The sequence below is a fragment of the Micrococcus sp. KRD128 genome (genome assembly GCF_017168395.1).
GTDB classification, from domain to species: domain Bacteria; phylum Actinomycetota; class Actinomycetes; order Actinomycetales; family Micrococcaceae; genus Micrococcus; species Micrococcus luteus.
In genome coordinates, this window is the sequence record NZ_JABFAX010000001.1 from 146,679 (window position 1) to 164,680 (window position 18,002).

At 74.1% G+C, this 18,002-nt stretch carries 15 protein-coding genes, 1 pseudogene and 1 riboswitch; of the genes and pseudogenes, 7 read left to right on the forward strand and 9 right to left on the reverse strand.

Annotated features, from left to right (window positions below):
- Positions 1 to 2: 2 nt before the first annotated feature.
- The 3 genes from J1M44_RS00675 to J1M44_RS00685 form a co-directional block, all read right to left on the reverse strand.
- The gene (locus tag J1M44_RS00675; RefSeq protein WP_206480355.1) at positions 3 to 1,763 is read right to left on the reverse strand and encodes a 5-oxoprolinase subunit B/C family protein; all 1,761 of its coding nucleotides are present in this window, start codon (positions 1,761 to 1,763) and stop codon (positions 3 to 5) included.
- Positions 1,760 to 2,527: a 5-oxoprolinase subunit PxpA gene (locus tag J1M44_RS00680; RefSeq protein ID WP_206480356.1), complete on the reverse strand. Its 768-nt coding sequence runs from the start codon at positions 2,525 to 2,527 to the stop codon at positions 1,760 to 1,762. The genes J1M44_RS00675 and J1M44_RS00680 overlap by 4 nt, the downstream gene beginning before the upstream one ends.
- 200 nt (positions 2,528 to 2,727) lie before the next feature.
- Positions 2,728 to 3,879 (reverse strand): glutathione S-transferase family protein, encoded by a 1,152-nt coding sequence (locus J1M44_RS00685; protein WP_206480357.1) that lies wholly within the window; start codon positions 3,877 to 3,879, stop codon positions 2,728 to 2,730.
- Positions 3,880 to 3,891: 12 nt separating this feature from the next.
- Here J1M44_RS00685 and J1M44_RS00690 point away from each other — a divergent pair.
- A pseudogene (locus J1M44_RS00690) lies at positions 3,892 to 4,703 on the forward strand (MBL fold metallo-hydrolase).
- Positions 4,704 to 4,776: 73 nt separating this feature from the next.
- Entirely contained in the window at positions 4,777 to 5,313 is a 537-nt protein-coding gene (locus tag J1M44_RS00695; protein ID WP_126860744.1) for a universal stress protein, read from the forward strand.
- 16 nt (positions 5,314 to 5,329) lie between these two features.
- Here the strand turns inward: J1M44_RS00695 and J1M44_RS00700 are convergent, their stop codons facing one another.
- Positions 5,330 to 6,916 carry a mechanosensitive ion channel family protein gene (locus J1M44_RS00700; protein ID WP_241252649.1) on the reverse strand — a complete coding sequence of 529 codons (1,587 nt, stop codon included), beginning with the start codon at positions 6,914 to 6,916 and terminating at the stop codon, positions 5,330 to 5,332.
- Between the two features lie 263 nt (positions 6,917 to 7,179).
- Between J1M44_RS00700 and hisD the strand changes: the two genes are divergently transcribed.
- Together hisD and J1M44_RS00710 are read left to right on the forward strand one after the other, a co-directional pair.
- Positions 7,180 to 8,496, forward strand: coding sequence for a histidinol dehydrogenase (gene hisD, locus J1M44_RS00705; RefSeq protein ID WP_206480358.1), 1,317 nt, complete (start codon positions 7,180 to 7,182; stop codon positions 8,494 to 8,496).
- A 10-nt stretch (positions 8,497 to 8,506) separates the two neighbouring features.
- Positions 8,507 to 8,875 carry an RNA-binding S4 domain-containing protein gene (locus J1M44_RS00710; RefSeq protein WP_002855797.1) on the forward strand — a complete coding sequence of 123 codons (369 nt, stop codon included), beginning with the start codon at positions 8,507 to 8,509 and terminating at the stop codon, positions 8,873 to 8,875.
- A 100-nt stretch (positions 8,876 to 8,975) separates the two neighbouring features.
- Here J1M44_RS00710 and J1M44_RS00715 read toward each other — a convergent pair whose 3' ends face one another.
- Complete coding sequence (locus J1M44_RS00715; RefSeq protein WP_241252650.1) at positions 8,976 to 9,332, reverse strand: hypothetical protein; 357 nt, start codon at positions 9,330 to 9,332, stop codon at positions 8,976 to 8,978.
- Between J1M44_RS00715 and J1M44_RS00720 the strand changes: the two genes are divergently transcribed.
- The 3 genes from J1M44_RS00720 to J1M44_RS00730 all read left to right on the forward strand — a co-directional run bounded on the left by J1M44_RS00720 (position 9,313) and on the right by J1M44_RS00730 (position 10,944).
- A complete protein-coding gene (locus J1M44_RS00720) occupies positions 9,313 to 9,603 on the forward strand; it encodes a hypothetical protein (RefSeq protein ID WP_241252651.1) in 291 nt (96 codons plus the stop codon). The two genes, J1M44_RS00715 and J1M44_RS00720, sit on opposite strands and share 20 nt — an antisense overlap.
- A 181-nt stretch (positions 9,604 to 9,784) precedes the next feature.
- A riboswitch (SAM riboswitch) is annotated at positions 9,785 to 9,904 on the forward strand.
- Between the two features lie 73 nt (positions 9,905 to 9,977).
- Entirely contained in the window at positions 9,978 to 10,502 is a 525-nt protein-coding gene (locus tag J1M44_RS00725) for a flavin reductase family protein (RefSeq protein ID WP_002855792.1), read from the forward strand.
- Between the two features lie 238 nt (positions 10,503 to 10,740).
- Entirely contained in the window at positions 10,741 to 10,944 is a 204-nt protein-coding gene (locus J1M44_RS00730; RefSeq protein ID WP_002855790.1) for a cold-shock protein, read from the forward strand.
- 204 nt (positions 10,945 to 11,148) lie between these two features.
- On the opposite strand, the gene J1M44_RS11550 is transcribed toward J1M44_RS00730, so the two are convergent.
- From J1M44_RS11550 to J1M44_RS00750, 4 genes are all read right to left on the reverse strand, one after another.
- Entirely contained in the window at positions 11,149 to 11,448 is a 300-nt protein-coding gene (locus J1M44_RS11550) for a hypothetical protein (protein ID WP_060774867.1), read from the reverse strand.
- Between the two features lie 130 nt (positions 11,449 to 11,578).
- Entirely contained in the window at positions 11,579 to 13,573 is a 1,995-nt protein-coding gene (locus J1M44_RS00740; protein WP_169577950.1) for an FMN-binding glutamate synthase family protein, read from the reverse strand.
- A gap of 31 nt (positions 13,574 to 13,604) precedes the next feature.
- Entirely contained in the window at positions 13,605 to 14,186 is a 582-nt protein-coding gene (locus J1M44_RS00745; RefSeq protein ID WP_002858008.1) for an acyl-CoA thioesterase, read from the reverse strand.
- 19 nt (positions 14,187 to 14,205) lie between these two features.
- Positions 14,206 to 17,850, reverse strand: coding sequence for a bifunctional proline dehydrogenase/L-glutamate gamma-semialdehyde dehydrogenase (locus J1M44_RS00750; RefSeq protein WP_145032693.1), 3,645 nt, complete (start codon positions 17,848 to 17,850; stop codon positions 14,206 to 14,208).
- Positions 17,851 to 18,002 lie beyond the last annotated feature (152 nt).

Below are 18,002 nucleotides of genomic sequence, written 5' to 3' on the forward strand. Positions count from 1 at the left end.
GGTCATGCGGGGGTCTCCTCGGAGGGCGATGCGGAGTCGACGACGGTCTCGGCGCCGGGGCGGGGATGGGGGACGAAGCGGACGCGGGCGCCCGGTGGCAGCTGGGCCGCCAGGCTGAGGTCCGCGCGGGCCACGACGCCGATCACCGGGTAGCCGCCGGTGACCGGATGGTCGGAGAGGAACAGGACGGGCTCACCCGAGGGCGGCACCTGCAGCGCGCCGCGCACGGCGCCCTCGGACTTCAGCTCGCCGACACGCACGCGCTCGAGCGGTGCGCCGCCGTCGGGGGCCGTGAGGCGCACCCCGATCCGGTCGGTCTGCTGGCTCACGTCCCAGTCCTGCGTGAACAGGCGCTCCAGGCCCGCCTCGCCGAACCAGTCGTCGCGGGGGCCGGTGACCACGCGCAGCACGGCCACCTGGCCGGGCGCGGGCATGGGGCGCAGCGAGGTCTCCGGGTCCCCCACCATCACGACGCCGGCCTCCTCCGAGGCGGGGGCGCCGGCGGCGGTCGGGCCCGCGGCCGAGGCGCCGGCGGCGCCCCTCGCATCCGGGCCGACGCGGCGGGCGAGGCGGTCCCCCGCCGCCAGCGGGGCGGGGCCGAGCCCGGACAGGGTGTCGGTCGAGCGGCTGCCGAGCACGGGCGGCACGTCGAGCCCGCCCCGGAGGCCCACGTACACGCGCAGGCCACCGACCGGTTCGTCCACCGTCAGCGTCTGGCCGTCCAGCACGACGAACGGGGTGCGGGCGGGCACCCGGCGCGTGGCGCCGTCGGCCGCGGTGATCGTCCCGCCGGCCTCGGCGCCGGCCAGGGCCATCACCTGGTGGCCGTGTGCGGTGAGGGTGAGGCCGCCCAGGACGGTCTCCAGCACCGCCTCGCGGGAGCGGTTGCCCACGAGCCGGTTCGCCTGACGCGCAGCGTCCCGGTCGGCCGCCCCGGACGCGACGACGCCGAGGTCGCCCAGGCCCGGGCGGCCCAGGTCCTGGACCAGGGTCAGGAGCCCCGGGTCCACGACGGTGACGCCGCGGCGGCCGGCGGCGGAGGGGAGGCCGGCCGCGGCGTCGGCGGGCGGGGTGGCGTCGACCGACGCGTCCGTGCCGGACGTGAGGGACGCCGTCGGGCGCACGGGGACGTAGCGGACACGGTCGCCGGGCTGCAGCAGGGCGGGCTGCTCGCGGCCGAGGTCCCACAGGGCCGCGGTGGTGTGCCCGAGCAGCTGCCAGCCGCCGGGCGAGGTGCGCGGGTAGACGGCGGAGAAGGCCCCGGCGACGGCGACGGCGCCCGCGGGGACGGCCGTGCGGGGCGAGCTGCGGCGGGGCGCCTCGAACGGGGCCGCCTCGGAGGCGCAGTACATGAACCCCGGCGCGAAGCCGCCGAACGCGGCGAACCAGTCGGCCTCGCTGTGGGCCCGGATGACGCCGTCGACGCCGAGCCCGGTGAGCCGGCCGACCTCGGCGAGGTCCTCACCGTCGTAGACCACGGGGATCTCGACGATCCGGCCCCCCATCAGCTCACCGGCGTCCGGGGTGAGGGTGCTGACCCGCGGTGCGGCGTGCTCGGCGGCGGCCTGCGAGGTGAAGGTCACCAGGACGGTCGCGGCGGCGGCCATGACCTGACGCTGGCCGCGCTCCGGGTGGGCCGTGAGGTGGGCGTGGACGGCCATGACGTCCTCGAGCGAGGCGCACTCGACGAGGAAGCCCTGCGTGCCGACCCAGCGGATCGGGCGCGCCGGCGGTGTGGCGGCGGGGTGACGTGGGGCGCTCATGCGAAGGCCTTGATGGACACGCCCGCGCCCTCGAGCGCGCGGCGCACGGCCGCGGCCATGGCCACGGCGCCGGGCGTGTCGCCGTGCAGGCAGATGCTCTCGGCGTCGACGCGCACGTCCGTGCCGTCCATCGCTGCGACGACGCCCTCGGTGGCCAGGCGCACCATGCGGGCGGCGACGGCGTCCTCGTCGTGGAGGACCGCGCCGGGCTCACGGCGGGAGACCAGCGTGCCGTCCGGGTTGTAGCCGCGGTCCGCGAAGGCCTCGGCGACGCCGCGCAGCCCCGCGGCGGCTGCCTTGTCCAGGGCGACGGAGCCGGGCAGGAGCAGCAGCGGGAGGTCGGAGCCGAACGCCTTGACGCCGTCGACGACGGCCTGGGCGTGCGCCTCGTGACGGACGATCGTGTTGTAGAGGGCGCCGTGCGGCTTCACGTAGCGGACCTGGCCGCCGGCCGCGCGGGCGAGCGCGTCGAGGGCGCCGATCTGGTAGAGGACGTCGTCGGCCAGCTCGGTGGGCGTGCAGTCCAGGAAGCGGCGGCCGAAGCCGGCGAGGTCGCGGTAGCCCACGTGCGCGCCGATCGTGACGCCGGCGGCGACCGCGTCACGGCAGGTCCGGGCGATCCCCGAGGGATCGCCCGCGTGGAAGCCGCACGCCACGTTGGCGGAGGAGACGGAGGGCATGATGGCGGCGTCGTCCCCCATCGTCCACGAGCCGAAGGACTCGCCGACGTCGGAGTTCAGGTCGATCTGCGGCGCGTGAGACACAGTGAAGTCCTCTCGGGTCGGGCCCGGCTGAGGTGCCGGTCACACAATCTTGAGGCATGAGGGGGGATTGTTCAACAATCCTCGGCGCGTCCTCGTGGCGCTCACCCGGTGCGCATACCAACGCGGGTTGAGTTATCGCGGGTGTTCAGCCGCGCCACCCGCGATAACTCAACCCGCGTTGCGGGCCGGGCCGAGCGACGTCAGCGCAGCGGCGTGTGCTCCGGGTCCACGCGCTCGCCCTCGCGCACGGGCCCGGGTGCGGTGCCGCCGCCCCACGGGTCCCCGCCGAACGCCTCGCGCCCGTGCTCGCTCAGCCAGCTCCCCAGCTCCGGGCCGGCGGGCACGATGCCCGTCGGGTTGATGTCCTCGTGGACCACGTAGTAGTGCTCCTTGATCTGCGCGAAGTCGATCGTGTCGCCGAAGCCCGGGGTCTGGAACAGGTCGCGCGCGTAGCCCCAGAGCGCCGGCATCTCGGTCAGCTTGTTCCGGTTGCACTTGAAGTGCCCGTGGTACACGGGGTCGAACCGCACCAGCGTGGTGAACAGCCGCACGTCGGCCTCGGTGATCCGCTCCCCCATCAGGAAGCGGCGCGTCGTCAGGCGCTCCTCGAGCCAGTCCATCGCGGTCCACAGCCGCTCGTACGCGGCGTCGTACGCCTCCTGCGAGCCCGCGAAGCCGCACCGGTACACGCCGTTGTTCACCTCGGTGAACACGCGCTCGATCACCTCGAACATCTCGTCCCGCTCCGGCCCGGCGTCGGGGATCAGCTGCGGGGCGCCGTCGCGGTGGAACGCGGCCCACTCCGTCGAGAGGTCGAGGGTGATCTGCGGGTAGTCGTTGGTCACGACGCCGCCCGTCGGCACGTCGACGATCGCCGGCACCGTGATGCCCCGCGGGTAGTCGGGGAACCGCGTGAAGTAGTTCTCCTGGAGCCGCTCGGTGCCGAGCACGGGGTCCTTCCCGCCCTCGTCGAGGTCGAAGGTCCAGGAGCGCTCGTCGTGGGTCGGCCCCGGGGTGCCCAGCGAGATCGCGTCCTCCAGGCCGAGCAGGCGCCGCACGATGATCGTCCGGTTCGCCCACGGGCACGCCCGCGCCGCCACGAGCCGGTAGCGGCCCGCCTCGACGGGCCACGCCTCGGCCCCGTCGGTGAGCCCGCCGCCCACGCGGCCGACCGTGGACGGCTCGGCCACGGGCAGGGCCCGCACGGCCTCCGGGTCCGCCACGATCCGGTCCGCTATGTAGTTCGTGTCCCGCGTGAACTCCGCCCCGGACTGCACGTAGTTGCCCGTGAGCCCCTCGCGCGTGTCGATGGTGCCGCGGTCCGCGGCCTGGCCGGTCTGCTGGTTCTCCATACACTCGAGCCTATGACGACGACCCCCGCCACGCCCGGCCCCACGCCCCGCTGGTGCGCTGCGTGACCGCCCAGAACCCCTCCCCGATGACCCTCGCGGGCACCAACACGTACGTGGTCGCCGCACCGGACTCGGACGCGGCCGTCGTGGTGGACCCGGGCCCGGAGGACGACGTCGCCGCCCACCTCGAGCGCGTCCGCGCGGCGGCCGAAGGCCGCCGGATCGCGCTCATCCTGGTGACGCACCGGCACGCCGACCACACCGGCGGGGTGGACGCGTTCCACGCGGCCACGGGCGCGCCCGTGCGAGCCGCGGACCCGGACTGGTGCCGCGGCGGAGCCGCCGTCCTGACGCCGGACGAGCGGATCGACGTCGCCGGGACCCCGGTGCTGGCGTGGCACACCCCGGGCCACACCTCGGACTCCTACTCGTTCGCCGTCCCGGACGCGGGCGCGCACGGCGCGGTCATCACGGGCGACACCATCCTCGGCTCGGGCACCACCATGCTCGACCACCCGGACGGCACCCTCACCGACTACCTGGCCAGCCTGCGCCGCCTCGAGGCGGCGGGTCCGCTCACGGTGCTGCCCGCGCACGGGCCCGTGCCGGAGCCGCTGGACGTCGTCGCCCGCGACTACCGGCACCACCGCGAGGGCCGCCTGGAGCAGATCCGCGCCGCCCTGGCCGCGCTGCCCGAGACCGAGGCGGCGACGATCACGCCCGAGGACCTGGCCCCCCGCATCTATCCCGGCCTCACAGGCACCGTGGCCCGCGTGGCCGTCCAGACGGTGGCCGCGCACCTGCGCCACCTGCGCGAGGGCTGAGCCCCTCCGCCGCGGGCCCGGCCCGCACTACGCTGGCCTCAGACCCGTCCCCTCGACCCCGCGGAGGCACCCCATGACCATCCTCGTCGGCTACGCCCCCTCGAAGGCCGCGGACGCCGCGCTGGACACCGCCCTGGACATCGCCCGCTCCACCGGCGAGCGCGTGGTGGTGGTCAATGCGGGCCCCGGCGGCGAGCACCGCACCAAGTCCCTCGTCACGGAGGAGCAGCAGCGCGGCGTGCAGGCCCGGTTGGACGCCTCCGGCGTGACGGCCGAGTTCCGCCAGTACGCGCGCGGCCGGTCCACGGTGGAGGAGATGAAGGACGTGGCCGCGGAGCTGGACCCGTCCATCGTGGTCATCGGCGTGCGCCGCCGCGGCGGCTTCGGCCGGTTCGTCATGGGATCGGTCTCGGACGAGCTGCTGCAGGAGATCGATCAGCCCGTGCTGTGCGTGAAGGAGTACCGGCAGTACGGGGACCACACGCCCGAGGCCGTGAGCCACGTCGCCGAGACGGACCCGGCCGCCCACGGCCTGCCCGCATCCGAGCCGATGGCCGAGCGGCGTCGGCTCACGCCCGTCGATCCCGAGGACCCGACGCTCGAGCGCTGAGCGCTCCCGCCGGGCCTCAGTCCTCGTCGTCCTGACGGCGGCGCGTGACGGCGTCGTCGAGGAGGCCGTCCACGTGGGAGCCGGCGCCGCTGCGCCGTCCGGCCTCGTCCGCCGCCGCGGCCTCCGCCGCCTGCTTGGCCTGCTGGGCGCGCCGCTCGGCGAACGCCTCCTCGCCCGGGCCGGCGAGTTCGCGGTTGCGCTGCACCGCCGTCATCGAGCCGGTGTACAGACCGGAGTGGTCGCCCACGCGGGTCAGCGGCGTGGTGAGGGTGTCCGGGCGCGGATCGGCGCCGTCGACGCGCGGCAGCGGCGCGGTGCGCGGACGCGGCTCGCGGGCCGCCACCCCGGAGCCGTCCGGGCCCGGCTCGCCCGTCCGGTCGCCATCGCGAGCCCCCGCGTCGGAGCCCTCGGAGGCGGGGGCGGCGTCGCCGTGGGCGGGGTGCCCGTCCTCCATGCGCTGCACCACGATGCCCTCGGGGTGCTCGTGGCGCAGGAAGGCCACGAGGTCCTCGCGCACGAGGCAGCGCAGGTCCCAGAGGTCGCCGGAGTTGCGGGCGGAGACCACGGCGCGGATGCGCACGACCCCGCCGGTCGCGTCGGTCACCTGCAGCGCGTGCTCGCGTCCGTCCCACAGGTCCGTGGACTCGAGCAGCTGGGTGAGTCGTGCGCGCAGCGCGTCCATGGGAACGCGCCAGTCCACGTCCAGCTCCACGACGCCGGAGACCTCGGAGCCCACCCGCGTCCAGTTCTCGAACGGCTGGGTGGTGAAGTGCGAGGACGGGTAGACCATGCGGCGACCGTCCCAGAGCTTGAGCACCACGTTGGACAGGGTGATCTCCTCGACGGTGCCGAACACGCCCTCCATGTCCACCACGTCGCCCACCCGGATCGCGTCCGTGAAGGCGAGCTGGAAGCCGGCGAACACGTTGGTCAGCGTGGACTGCACGGCCAGGCCGGCGATCACGGAGATCACACCGGCGGAGGCGAGCAGGCCGGCCCCGAGCGAGCGCACCTCGGGCACCCCCAGCAGGACCACGGCGACGGCCACCACCACGATCACCGCGTTGAGGATGCGCCGGATCAGGATGGTCTGCGTGCGGATGCGTCGCTCGCGGCGGTGCTCGACGCCGGTCTCCTGGTAGCGGCCGAGGATCCCCGCCTCGATCACGCCGACCAGGCGCCACGCGGCCCACGCGCCTGCGGCGGCCACGGCGATGAGCATCAGGAACGACGCCGGCCGGTACCAGGTCTGCTCCTCGGCCATGACCCCGAGCCAGATCCGGGAGGCCAGCAGGCCGGCGGCGACGGCGGCCGGCAGGCTCAGCCGCGCGGCGCCGTGCTGGAACGCGGGGCGGCGCACGAGCACGACGCGCGCCACCTGCAGGGCCAGGTACACGACCGCCGCGCCGATCGCGAACGCCATCAGCACGGTCAGCAGCGTCCCCCATTCCACGCCGAAGGCCCGTGTGGTGGCGGCCGCCCCGTCCTGGATGTCCCCCTCCACCCCGGACGGCACGGTCTCGCCCGCCAGGAGGCGGTCCAGGGCGGTGTCCAGCGCGGCGTCCGCGGCCTTCGAGGGGGCGTAGCCGACGAGGATGGTCATGGGGTGCCTCCGCGGGGTCGAGGGGAATTACTTTTTTTTTTTCAAGCAGAAGCCGGCATACGAGCTGTAGCTCCGTCTCGTGGGCTCGGAGATGTGTATAAGGGACAGGGGCAGGACGGGGAGGACCATGACGACAGTCTGACACCCGCCCCCGGACGCACCCCGGAGAAGAGCACAATGGAGCCTGACCGTCCGCGCGGTCCGGGCCCGGCCGTCGTCGCGCCCCGTCCCGCCGGCCCGCCGCCGCCCCTCTGGAGGAATCCGTGCTCTCCGTCACCGACCTGCGCCCACTCGACACCGCCACCGCGGACCTGTCCCGCATCATCCCGCGGGCGAACGTGGACGTGTCCTCCGTGGTGCCGGTGGTCGCCCCGATCATCGAGCGGGTCCGCCACGGCGGCGAGCAGACCCTGCTGGAGCTGGCCGAGCGGTTCGACGGTGTCCGTCCGCCGGCCCTGCGCGTGCCCGCGGAGGCGCTCGAGGCCGCCCTGGCCGGGCTCGACCCGCGGGTGCGCGCCGCCCTGGAGGAGTCGATCCGCCGAGCCCGGCTCGTGCACGCCGCCCAGCACCCCCAGGACTCCACGGTCGAGCTCGGCGAGGGCGCCGTCGTGGAGAACCACTGGATCCCCGTGGGCCGCGTGGGCCTGTACGTGCCCGGCGGCCGCGCCGTGTACCCCTCCTCGGTGGTGATGAACGTGGTGCCCGCGCAGGCGGCCGGCGTGGGGAGCCTCGCGGTGACCTCGCCCCCGCAGCGGGACCACGGCGGCCTGCCCCACCCCACCGTGCTCGCCGCGTGCGCGCTGCTCGGCGTGGACGAGGTCTACGCGGCCGGCGGCGCCCAGGCCGTCGCCATGCTGGCGCACGGCGTGAAGGACGACGACGGCGGGTGGCTCTGCGCGCCCGTCGACCTGGTGACGGGGCCCGGCAACGTGTACGTGGCCGCCGCCAAGCGCGCGCTGCAGGGCGTGATCGGCGTGGACGCCGAGGCCGGGCCCAGCGAGATCGCCGTGATCGCGGACGGCACCGCCCGCGCCGACTGGGTGGCCGCGGACCTGATCAGCCAGGCCGAGCACGACCCGCTGGCCGCCTCCGTGCTCATCACGGACTCCCAGGACCTGCTCCGGGACGTGCAGGCGGCGATCGAGGCGCAGGTGCCCGGGCAGCTCCACGAGGAGCAGCTGCGTGAGGCGCTCACCGGACCGCAGTCCGGCGTGCTGCTGGTGCGGGACATGGACCAGGCCGTGGAGGTCTCCGACCGGTACGCCACCGAGCACCTCGAGATCCAGACCCGCGACCCCGAGGCCCTCGTGGGGCGCCTCCGCAACGCCGGCGCCGTGTTCGTGGGCCCGCACGCCCCCGTGCCGCTGGGCGACTACTCGGCCGGGTCCAACCACGTGCTCCCCACCTCCGGGACGGCCCGTTTCTCATCGGGGCTGAACACCGTGACGTTCCTGCGCCTGCAGCAGCGCATCCGCTACACGGAGACCGGGCTCAAGGAGGTCGCGGACGGAATCGGCGTGCTGGCCGAGGACGAGCGCCTGCCCGCCCACGGCGCCGCGATCCGCGCCCGCTTCGCGTGAGGGAGCGGGAGTGAGCGGCGTCCGCATCGACGCGTGGCTGTGGGCCGTGCGGCTGTACAAGACCCGGTCGGCGGCCACGGCGGCCGTGCGCGCGGGCCACGTGCGCATCGACGGCGAGCCCGTGAAGGCGGCGACGCCCGTCGTCGTCGGGAACCGGGTGCGGGTGCGCCAGGACGGACGCGAGCGGATCCTGGAGGTCACGGGGCTGATCGCCAAGCGGGTGGGCGCCCCCGTGGCCCGGCAGCAGTACGTGGACCACTCCCCGCCGCCCGTGCCGCGTGAGCTGCTCGCGGTGCCCTACCGTGAGCGCGGCGCGGGCCGGCCCACCAAGCGGGACCGCCGGCAGCTGGACGCGCTGCGCGGCCGCGACCGACGCTGAGCGTCTCAGTCCTCCCCGATCCGAACGGCCCGGGCGGGCCACCGCCGGAGCCGACGGTGGGCCGACGCCCGCGCCGTCATCCGCCGTCGTGATGGTGGCCTCATGCGGAGGGGGCGGTCAGCACCATCCGGAACGGCTTGTCATTGTCCACCGTGACGGTGAACGTCATCGGCCCCGCCTCATCCACAGGGGGAGTCGCCGCCGACCAGCCGCCGCACAGCGCCTCCGATCCGGCCATCCAGGTCTTCGTTCCCCCGCCACCTCGTGAGGTCTGGATCGCCGTCTCACCGGTGGCAGCCGAAGGACACAGCACGATGACCCGAAGGACCGCACCCTGTTGGGCGTCCACGGTGATCTGCTGTGTGCCCGTCCCGACCGCCTCCTCCAGGACGGACTCCTTCTCCGGGTCGAGATAGTCCGCATCCGGATGCTGGCGCGTGTACTCGACCAACGTCATCCCGTCCTCCTCGAACAGCGCGGCGGGGAGTGCTTCTTCGCCGGCGGGTGACGACGCGGACGAACCGGTGGCGGAGGCCGACCCGGTTGCAGAGGCGGCCGCTGACGTCGGGGTGACGGAGGACGCCGCAGCGGTGGATGCATTCGCGGTGGAGGAGACGCCGCTCTGGGAAGCGGAGCATCCCGAGATGGCGGTACTGACGAGAGCGGCGGCGACCACGGCGGCCGACCATGCCGCACGCTTCGTCGTGATGTCCATCCGCATGATCTGATCCCTCTCGGAGAACCGACTGCGGGGCCGCGGGCCGCGGTCTCGAGCCCCCCCTCTCGAGTGGCTCGATCCTGGCCGGGGATGCCCGGTGTGTCAAGCGTCACATTGGAGGAGCTCGGATGACGCCGGGCGACCGCCGTGCTTTGACCGCCCCACGGACCCCTCCGTAGGCTGGTCCCCAGAATCACGAGTTCCCGTCATTCACGGCCCTGGCCGGCGGGACGGCAACCCTCTCACGCAGTAGTGGGGTGCTCCAGGTGATGATTCGGCCCCTCGGACACCCCGACGGGCAAGTACCGCGCCTCTGCGGATCCGGGCGATCCGCGTTCCCGCCGTCTGCGGAGCCGCGTCAGTCATCGGAAGAGGACGCGCGCCATGACCCTGACCCACGAACCCCACACCGCCGCGTGGGACACCGACCTGTCCCTCGGCAACCTCCGCTCCGGCCTCTCGGCCTTCCCCACCGGGGTCGTCGCGCTGGCGGGCCTCGCCGACGACACCCCCGAGGTGATGGTGTCCTCCTCCTTCGGCGTGGGCATCTCCTGGGAGCCGGCCCTCGTGTCCTTCTCCGCGCAGAACAGCTCTCGCACCTGGCCGCGCCTGCGCCGGGCCGGGGCGATCGGCGTCTCCCTGCTCGCAGCGGACCAGACGCCGCTGTGCCGTCAGCTGGCCTCCCGCGAGGGCGACCGCTTCGCCGGTCTCGACGTGCACCACAGCCCGCACGACGCCCTGCTGATCGGGGGCTCCTCGCTCTGGCTCGAGACGCGGGTGCACGCCGAGGTCCCGGCGGGCGACCACACGGTGGTGCTGCTGGAGGTGACGGCCTTCGCGGATCACACGGACGCCGCTCCCCCGGCCGCCCTGCACCGCAATCTCTTCCACGGCCTGCGCGCGCTCTGAGCGAACTCCAGGTGAACAATCGGGCCCCTGGTTCCCGGTCGGCGAGATCCGTGCAATGATGGAGCCTGAAGTTGATCAAGCTGTATCCCGCCATCTTCACTGCTCGTCAGCCCGGCATAGTCGGCGTCGATGAGTGTTGGGCAAGCGGTTCAGTCTCGCCGCTTCACCCGCGTCCCACATCCGGGCCGCGGTCCAACACCGCCACCGCACCGCGGGGGCGCATCGAAAGGACACCATCATGGCTGTCGGTACTGTCAAGTGGTTCAACGCTGAGAAGGGCTACGGCTTCATCGCCCCCGAGGACAACTCTGCGGACGTGTTCGTGCACTTCTCCGCCATCCAGGGCTCGGGCTTCAAGGAGCTCCAGGAGAACGACCGCGTCGAGTTCGAGACCCAGGACGGCCCCAAGGGCCTCCAGGCCGCCAACGTGACGAAGCTCTGATCTTCGCCTGACGCACGGCTACCGACGTCCCCGGTCCGCACGGACCGGGGGCGTCGTCGTGTGCGCTTCCGTGCGCCCCGCACACCCCCGCACTCCGCCGCACGCCCGTTCGACCGCGGCGCTGCGACATCACCGCAGGGCAGCACTGCGGTGATGTCGCTGAAGCGCGGTCCTCTGCGGTGGGTCTGATCCTGGCCCTGCGCGTCAGGCCGCGCCCCGCCGGCCCACGTGGCGACCCAGCAGCAGCACCACGCCCAGGGCGAGCAGATACCCGCCCGCGACGACGGCGAAGCCGGCCCGGTAGTCACCCGCGACGGCGGCCGCCGCGAACACGACCGTCATCACGGTGCCGAGCTGGCCCGAGGTGACGTCGAGCCGCTCCATCACGACCGTGGCGGAGGCGGAGACGCCGTAGTTGAACAGGGGCCCGGCGCCCATCGCCGCCAGCAGCACCCACAGCAGGGCCGCGGAGGGGCGGCGCGCGGCGGGGGCGGGAGGGGTCACGGCCCCAGGCTAGCCCGGGCGCCCGGGCCGCCCCGCCGAGACGACCGACGCCCTGCGACATCACCGCCGGTCAGAACGGCGGTGATGTCGCAGGGCGTCGGTCACATAGGGTCAGCCGGGCGGGGGCGGGTCAGCCGACGCGGCCCTCGCCGCGGGGCTCGCCCTCCACGCGGCCGGTGGTCCCCCGCTGGGTGACCTCCGCGCCGTCCTGGCGCTCGGGCCGCTCGCCGGCCTCCGCCGGCAGGCCCTCGTTCTCGTCGGTGGGCGTCTCGCCGGCGGTGGCGGCGGGTGCCGGGTCCTGCGGGGCCCCACGACGGCCGCCGTGCGGGGACAGCGACTCACCCTCACCCAGCGAGCTGACGCGCGGCATCGGCGACGTCGTCAGCGGCACGGACTCGGTCCGTCGGGCGTCGACGAGCGTGGAGCCCGTCCCGGAGATGGGGGAGCCCTGCACGGGGGCGCCGGCCGCCTCGCGGCCCGGGATCAGCAGCTCGGAGCGCCACTCGGGGTCGCGCTCGGTGAGGTAGTCCACGCGGGCGTGCTCGCCGAAGTGGTCCGCGTCCGCCTCCTCCCAGTCCATGGCCCAGCCGGCGGGCGGGTCGTTGAGCAGCTCGTCCGTGCGCAGCCAGTGGTAGATGGACGCGTACGAGCGGGTGCTCAGGTGGTCCACGCGGCGGCGCAGCATGCGGGTGTTCAGCTGGGACGGATGCGTCAGGCCCATGGACGCCATGATCTGCACGGCCTCGCGCACGGTCAGGCGGTGGTAGTTGAAGACGCGGTTGCCCTTGTCCTCCACGTCGAGGGCGCGCATCAGACGCGGGTCCTGCGTGGCCACCCCCACGGGGCACTCGTTCGTGTGGCACTTCTGCGCCTGGATGCACCCGGTGGCCATCATCATCGCGCGGGCGGACATGGTGAAGTCCGCGCCCTGGATCAGACGCTTGACGATGTCCGAACCGGTGGCGACCTTGCCGGCCGCGCCGAGCTTGATCATGTGGCGCAGGCCGGTGCCCACGAGCGCGTTGTGCACGAGCATGAGGCCCTCGGTCAGCGGGGTGCCCACGCGGTCCGAGTACTCGAGCGGGGCGGCGCCGGTGCCGCCCTCGGAGCCGTCCACGATGATGAAGTCGGGGGCGATCCGCTCCTCCCAGATGGCCTTGGTCATGGCCAGCACGTCCACGCGGGAGCCCACGCAGAACTTGATGCCGATCGGCTTGCCGTCCGAGAGCTCACGGAGCTGCTCGACGAACCTGACCATCTCGCGCGGGGTGCGGAACGCGGAGTGGGACGCCGGGGACAGGCAGTCCTTGTCCATCGGGATCTCGCGGGCCTCGGCGATCTCGGGGGAGATCTTCTCCTTGGGCAGCATGCCGCCCAGGCCGGGCTTCGCGCCCTGGGAGATCTTGATGGTGATGCCCTTGACCTCGGGCAGCAGCGCCTTCTCGGCGAACTTCTCCGGGCTGAAGGTGCCGTCCTCGTTGCGGCAGCCGAAGTAGCCGGAGCCGATCTCCCAGAACAGGTCCGCGCCGTTGCCGCGGTGGTACTTGGTGAGGCCGCCCTCGCCGGTCTCGTGGATGAACCCGCCCAGGCCGGCGCCCTTGTTCATGGCGATCACGGCGTTGGCGGAGAGGGAGCCGAAGGACATGGACGAGATGTTCATCAGCGAGATGTCCACGGGCCGGCGGCAGTCCGGGCCGCCGATCCGCACCGTGGGGGGCTCCTCCGGCGGGTTGACCGGGGCGGTGGAGTGCAACAGGAACTCGTAGCCGATCTCCGAGGTGTCCCGCTCGGTGCCGAACGCCTTGTGGCTGTCCAGTCCCTTCGCACGGGCGTAGACGATCGAGCGGGTGTCCCGGTCGAACGGCTTGCCGTCGAAGTTGCGCTCGATGAAGTACTGCTGGATCTCGGGGCGGATCGACTCCAGCAGGTACCGCATGTGGCCGAGCACGGGGTAGTTGCGGAGGATCGCGTGCCGCTTCTGGGTCATGTCCCACACGGCGAGCACGAGCAGCGCCACCAGGAGGACCGCCAGCACCCACCACGCGCCGCCGCCGATGGCGGCCACCAGCACGACGACGAGCGCGGCCAGCGAGAGGGTCGCGACGATCAGGAGTCTGTTGTTCACCCGACCATCGTGCCCTATATCACTCGAACGTTCATCCTCGCTGCACTGTGTCGAAGTCCCACGTGTGGGGCAGGGGCGTCCGGGCCGACGGCAGGGCCACGCTGCGCCGCCACTCGTGCAGCCACTCCGGCAGCGTCGGCTCCCCCGCGAGGTCGTGGCCGGCCGCCGCCGCGATCGCCCGGACCTCGTCGTTCTCTACGGGGCGGCCGTCCTTCTTGCGCAGGCGCGTGCAGATGTACGCGCGCACCGCGACGTCGCCGTCGACCACCACGCGCTGCTCGAACCACACCGCGCGCTCATCCAGGCCGATCATCCGCGTCTCCACGTCGAACCGCTGCCCCAGGGTCACCGAGCGGCGGAACGCGATCTGCTCGGCCTGCACCACGGGCGTCCAGCCGCGACGGCGGATCTCGTCCCACAGGCCGGTGCGGACCATCGCGTCGAAGCGGCCGAGGTCGAACAGCCCGAAGTACTGGCCGTTGTTGACGTGCAGGGCCATGTCCACGTCCGTGGGCAGGGCGCGCATCGGCAACGTCGTCGGCTCCCAGAGTCCGGCGCGCGGGCGGCGGCGGGCGCGGGCGACGACCCAGATCGTGCGGGGGATCAGATGCATCAGAGGTTCCTCCTCGGGGTCACAGGACCCCCTCGGTCAGATGGTCCGGCGTGCCGAACCGGTGGGCGGTCACGGACACGGCCTGTTCGTGCAGGAACGGCAGCAGCTCCACCTCGCCGGCGCTCACCACGGGGCCAGCGTAGACCGCCACGTCGGGGGTGTCGCCGAGCGCCGCGTGGAGCGCGCGCCGCGCCGCCTCGGCCGCCTCCCGGTCGCCGGCCCAGTCGGCGACGAGCCGGATCCGTGCGTCGCCGCCGCCCTCCGCTGCGGGCGGGACCAGGGCCAGCCGCCGGGCGCGGTCGTGGAACGCGGCGTCATCCTCGACGACGACGTCCACCGGCGCGGCCGTGCCGGCACCCTCCGTGCGGACGGACCGGACCAACTCCTCCACCCGGCCGCGCACGGCCTCGGCCGAGAGCCCGTCCGCGTCGGGCCCCTCCGCGGTGGGGGTCGGGCGCAGGCTCACGGTCATGGGCGCCCCGGCGCGCAGGCCGGCGGAGACGATGCGCAGCAGGTGGTCGGCGGGCCCCGAGTGCCGGCGCACGAGGACCGGGGTGGGGACGTGACGCAGCACGTTCCGCTCGGCCTCGAGCGCGGAGACGTCCGCGGCCACCCCGAACACGGTGGTCCACGCGTGGGTGTCGAGGGCGCGGGCGGTCTCGAGCCAGGACGCACCCGCGCCGTCGGCCTCGGCCCCGGGCCGTCCCTCTCCGCCGGCCCACGTGCGCGCGTCCTCCCAGTCCACGAGGCCGTGCAGGTAGTGCGGCCCACCGGCCTTCGTGGTGGGGCCGACGACGGAACGCTTCCAGCCGCCGAAGGGCTGGCGGCGCACGATGGCCCCGGTGATGCCGCGGTTCACGTAGAGGTTGCCGGCGCGCACGCCGCGCAGCCACACGTCGATCTCCTCCCGGTCCAGCGAGTGCAGCCCGGAGGTGAGGCCGTAGTCCACGGCGTTCACGATCCCGATGGCCTCCTCGAGCGTCTCGGCCGTCATCACGGCCAGCACGGGGCCGAAGTACTCGGTGAGGTGGGCGTCGGCGCCGGGACGCACGCCGGAGCGGATGCCCGGGCTCCACAGGCGACCCGTCTCGTCCAGGTGCCGCGGACGCAGGGCCCACCGCTCCCCCGGGCCGAGCTCGGTGAGCCCGCGGCGCAGCTTCTCGCCGGGGGCCTCGATCACGGGGCCCATCTCGGCGCGCGGGTCCGCGGGGTGCGCCACGTGCAGGGACGAGGCCGCGTCCAGCAGCTGCCGGTGGAAGCGCTCGGAGGTGGCCACGGACCCGACGAGCACCACGAGGGAGGACGCCGAGCACTTCTGGCCGGCGTGACCGAACGCGGACTGGACCACGTCCTTCGTGGCCAGGTCCAGGTCCGCGGACGGGGTCACGATCACGGCGTTCTTGCCGGAGGTCTCGGCGAGCAGGTGCAGGTCGGGGCGCATCCCCTTGAACAGCCGTGCGGTGTCCCAGCTGCCGGTGAGGATGAGCCGCTCGACGGCCGGATCGGTCACGAGCGCCGCGCCGACCTCCGTCTCGTCCTCGTCCGCCAGCGTCACCAGGCGCACGAGGTCCGCGGGGTCGTGCCCGGCGAGCGGGCCGCCGTCGTCGAACAGGCCCGAGTCCCGCAGCCCGGCCACGATCAGCTCCCACGCGACCGCGCCCGTCCGCTCGGACTGCGGGGCCGGCTTGAACACCACGGGCGAGCCGGCGCCGAGCGCGGCGAGGACGCCCCCGACCGGGATGGCCACGGGGAAGTTCCACGGCGGGATCACCAGGGTCAGGCGGACGGGCACGGCGCGAGCGCCCTCCACCGCGTCCAGGCCGCGGGCCAGGCGGGCGTAGTAGTGCGCGAAGTCCACGGCCTCGGAGACCTCGGGGTCGCCCTGGTCCAGGGTCTTGCCGGTCTCGGCGGCGGCCACCTCCAGCAGGCGGGCCCGGCCGGCGTGCAGGGCCCGTCCGACGGCGTCCAGCGCGTCGGCGCGCTCGTGGCCGGTGAGCGCGCCCCAGCGGGCGCCGGGGTCGGCGGTGGCGGCGATGGCGGCGCGGGCGGCGTCGACCGTGGTGGCGCGGTGGGCGCGGACGGTGCCCTCACCGAGCGCGGAGTCCGGGACGGCCGCGAGGATCCGGCGGGCCCACTCCCGGTTGCCGGGCAGCGCGGGGTCCGTGTCCGGGGTGTTGGCGAAGCCGTCCACGGGGGCGGGGGTCGGCCCGTCCTCCCCGCGGGACCGGTCCTGGAGGCGGTTCGGACGGGGCACGGCCGCGTCCAGGTGGCGCAGCGAGGCGCGGAAGCGCTCCTCCTCGCGGGCGAACAGGTCCGCGTCCGCGTCCAGGTCGAACACGGCGGACATGAAGTTCTCCGGCGAGGCGCCCTCCTCGAGGCGACGCACGAGATAGGAGATCGCCACGTCGAACTCCTCGGGCCGCACCACGGGCGTGTAGAGCAGCAGGGCTCCGACGTCCGCCCGGACGGCGGCGGCCTGGCCGGTGGCCATGCCGAGCAGCATCTCGAACTCCACCGCGGCCGGGTCGAGGCCGCGGCGCTCGATCAGCCGGTGGGCCAGGGCGACGTCGAAGAGGTTGTGCCCGGCCACGCCGATGCGCACGTGGGCCAGATGCTCCGGGGTGAGCGCGTAGTTGAGCACGCGCTTGTAGTTGGTGTCCGCCTCCTGCTTCGAGCCCACCGTGGCCAGCGGCCAGCCCGTCAGGGAGGCCTGCATCCGCTCCATGGGCAGGTTGGCGCCCTTGACCACGCGCACCTTGACCGGGGCGCCGCCGGCGGCGACGCGGCGCGCGGCCCACTCCTGCAGGCGCACCATGGCCGCAAGCGCGTCCGGCAGGTAGGCCTGCAGCACGATGCCGGCCTCGTAGTCGCGCAGGCCCGGCTGCTCGAGCAGGGCGGTGAACACGTTGAGCGTGAGGTCGAGGTCGCGGTACTCCTCCATGTCCAGGTTGACGAAGGTGTCCCGATCCCGGGCGAGCTCGAACAGCGGGGTGAGCCGCTCGGTGATGTCCGCGACGGCCTCGTCGAACGCGTAGGGCGCGTGCGGCGCGGTGGCGGCGGAGACCTTCACGGACACGTAGTCGACGTCGTCGCGGCGGATCAGCGCGGCGATGCCCTCGAGCCGGCGGTCCGCCTCGCCCTGGCCGAGGATCGCCTCGCCCAGCAGGTTGATGTTCAGCCGGGTGTGCTCGTCGCGCAGGGCCGCGATGGCCTTGCCGAGCTGTCGGTCCCGCGCGTCGACGATCAGGTGGGAGACCATGTGCCGCAGCACGCGGCGGGCCGTGGGGACGGCGATGCGCGGCACGAGCGGGGCCGCGCGGCCGCCGACGCCGAGGACGGCGCGCAGTGCCGGAGGCAGGAAGCCGGGGGCACGGCCGGCGAGCTCCCGCAGCGCCCGGGCGGCGATCGCGGGGTCCTCGGGGCGGACCACGTGGTCCACGAAGCGCACGATGAAGTCGAGCCCGCCCGGCTCCTTCAGGGCGCCCGCCAGCTGGCGGGCCGCAAAGTCGGCCTCATGGTCGCGGGACTCGGCGAGCCAGCGCCGCACCTGCGCGACGGCATCGTCGGCGAGGGCGTGCAGGTCGGCGGGGTCGGGGATCCCGCCGGTCGCGCCGAGGACCCGGTCGAGATCGTCGTGGTCCTGGGCGGAGAACATCGCGATCATGGCCGCACTCTGCACGTGTGCCGGGTCACAGGTCAAACCGCCGCGGCTTCCTGTCCGACGCCTATGCTCGATGGACATCCCCTCGCCGCGCGCCCGCGCGTCGCCGCCGTCTTCCCAGGAGCCCGTCCGCCATGGCCGCCGCCGACCCCGCC

What these genes read in the sequence shown, in the direction of transcription:
- J1M44_RS00675 (WP_206480355.1), bottom strand. Translation starts at nt 1,763, where the DNA reads ATGAGCGCCCCACGTCACCCCGCCGCCACACCGCCGGCGCGCCCGATC.
- J1M44_RS00685 (WP_206480357.1), bottom strand. Translation starts at nt 3,879, where the DNA reads ATGGAGAACCAGCAGACCGGCCAGGCCGCGGACCGCGGCACCATCGAC.
- J1M44_RS00695 (WP_126860744.1), top strand. Translation starts at nt 4,777, where the DNA reads ATGACCATCCTCGTCGGCTACGCCCCCTCGAAGGCCGCGGACGCCGCG.
- J1M44_RS00700 (WP_241252649.1), bottom strand. Translation starts at nt 6,916, where the DNA reads ATGACCATCCTCGTCGGCTACGCCCCCTCGAAGGCCGCGGACGCCGCG.
- J1M44_RS00715 (WP_241252650.1), bottom strand. Translation starts at nt 9,332, where the DNA reads ATGACGTTGGTCGAGTACACGCGCCAGCATCCGGATGCGGACTATCTC.
- J1M44_RS00725 (WP_002855792.1), top strand. Translation starts at nt 9,978, where the DNA reads ATGACCCTGACCCACGAACCCCACACCGCCGCGTGGGACACCGACCTG.
- J1M44_RS00730 (WP_002855790.1), top strand. Translation starts at nt 10,741, where the DNA reads ATGGCTGTCGGTACTGTCAAGTGGTTCAACGCTGAGAAGGGCTACGGC.
- J1M44_RS00745 (WP_002858008.1), bottom strand. Translation starts at nt 14,186, where the DNA reads ATGCATCTGATCCCCCGCACGATCTGGGTCGTCGCCCGCGCCCGCCGC.
- J1M44_RS00750 (WP_145032693.1), bottom strand. Translation starts at nt 17,850, where the DNA reads ATGATCGCGATGTTCTCCGCCCAGGACCACGACGATCTCGACCGGGTC.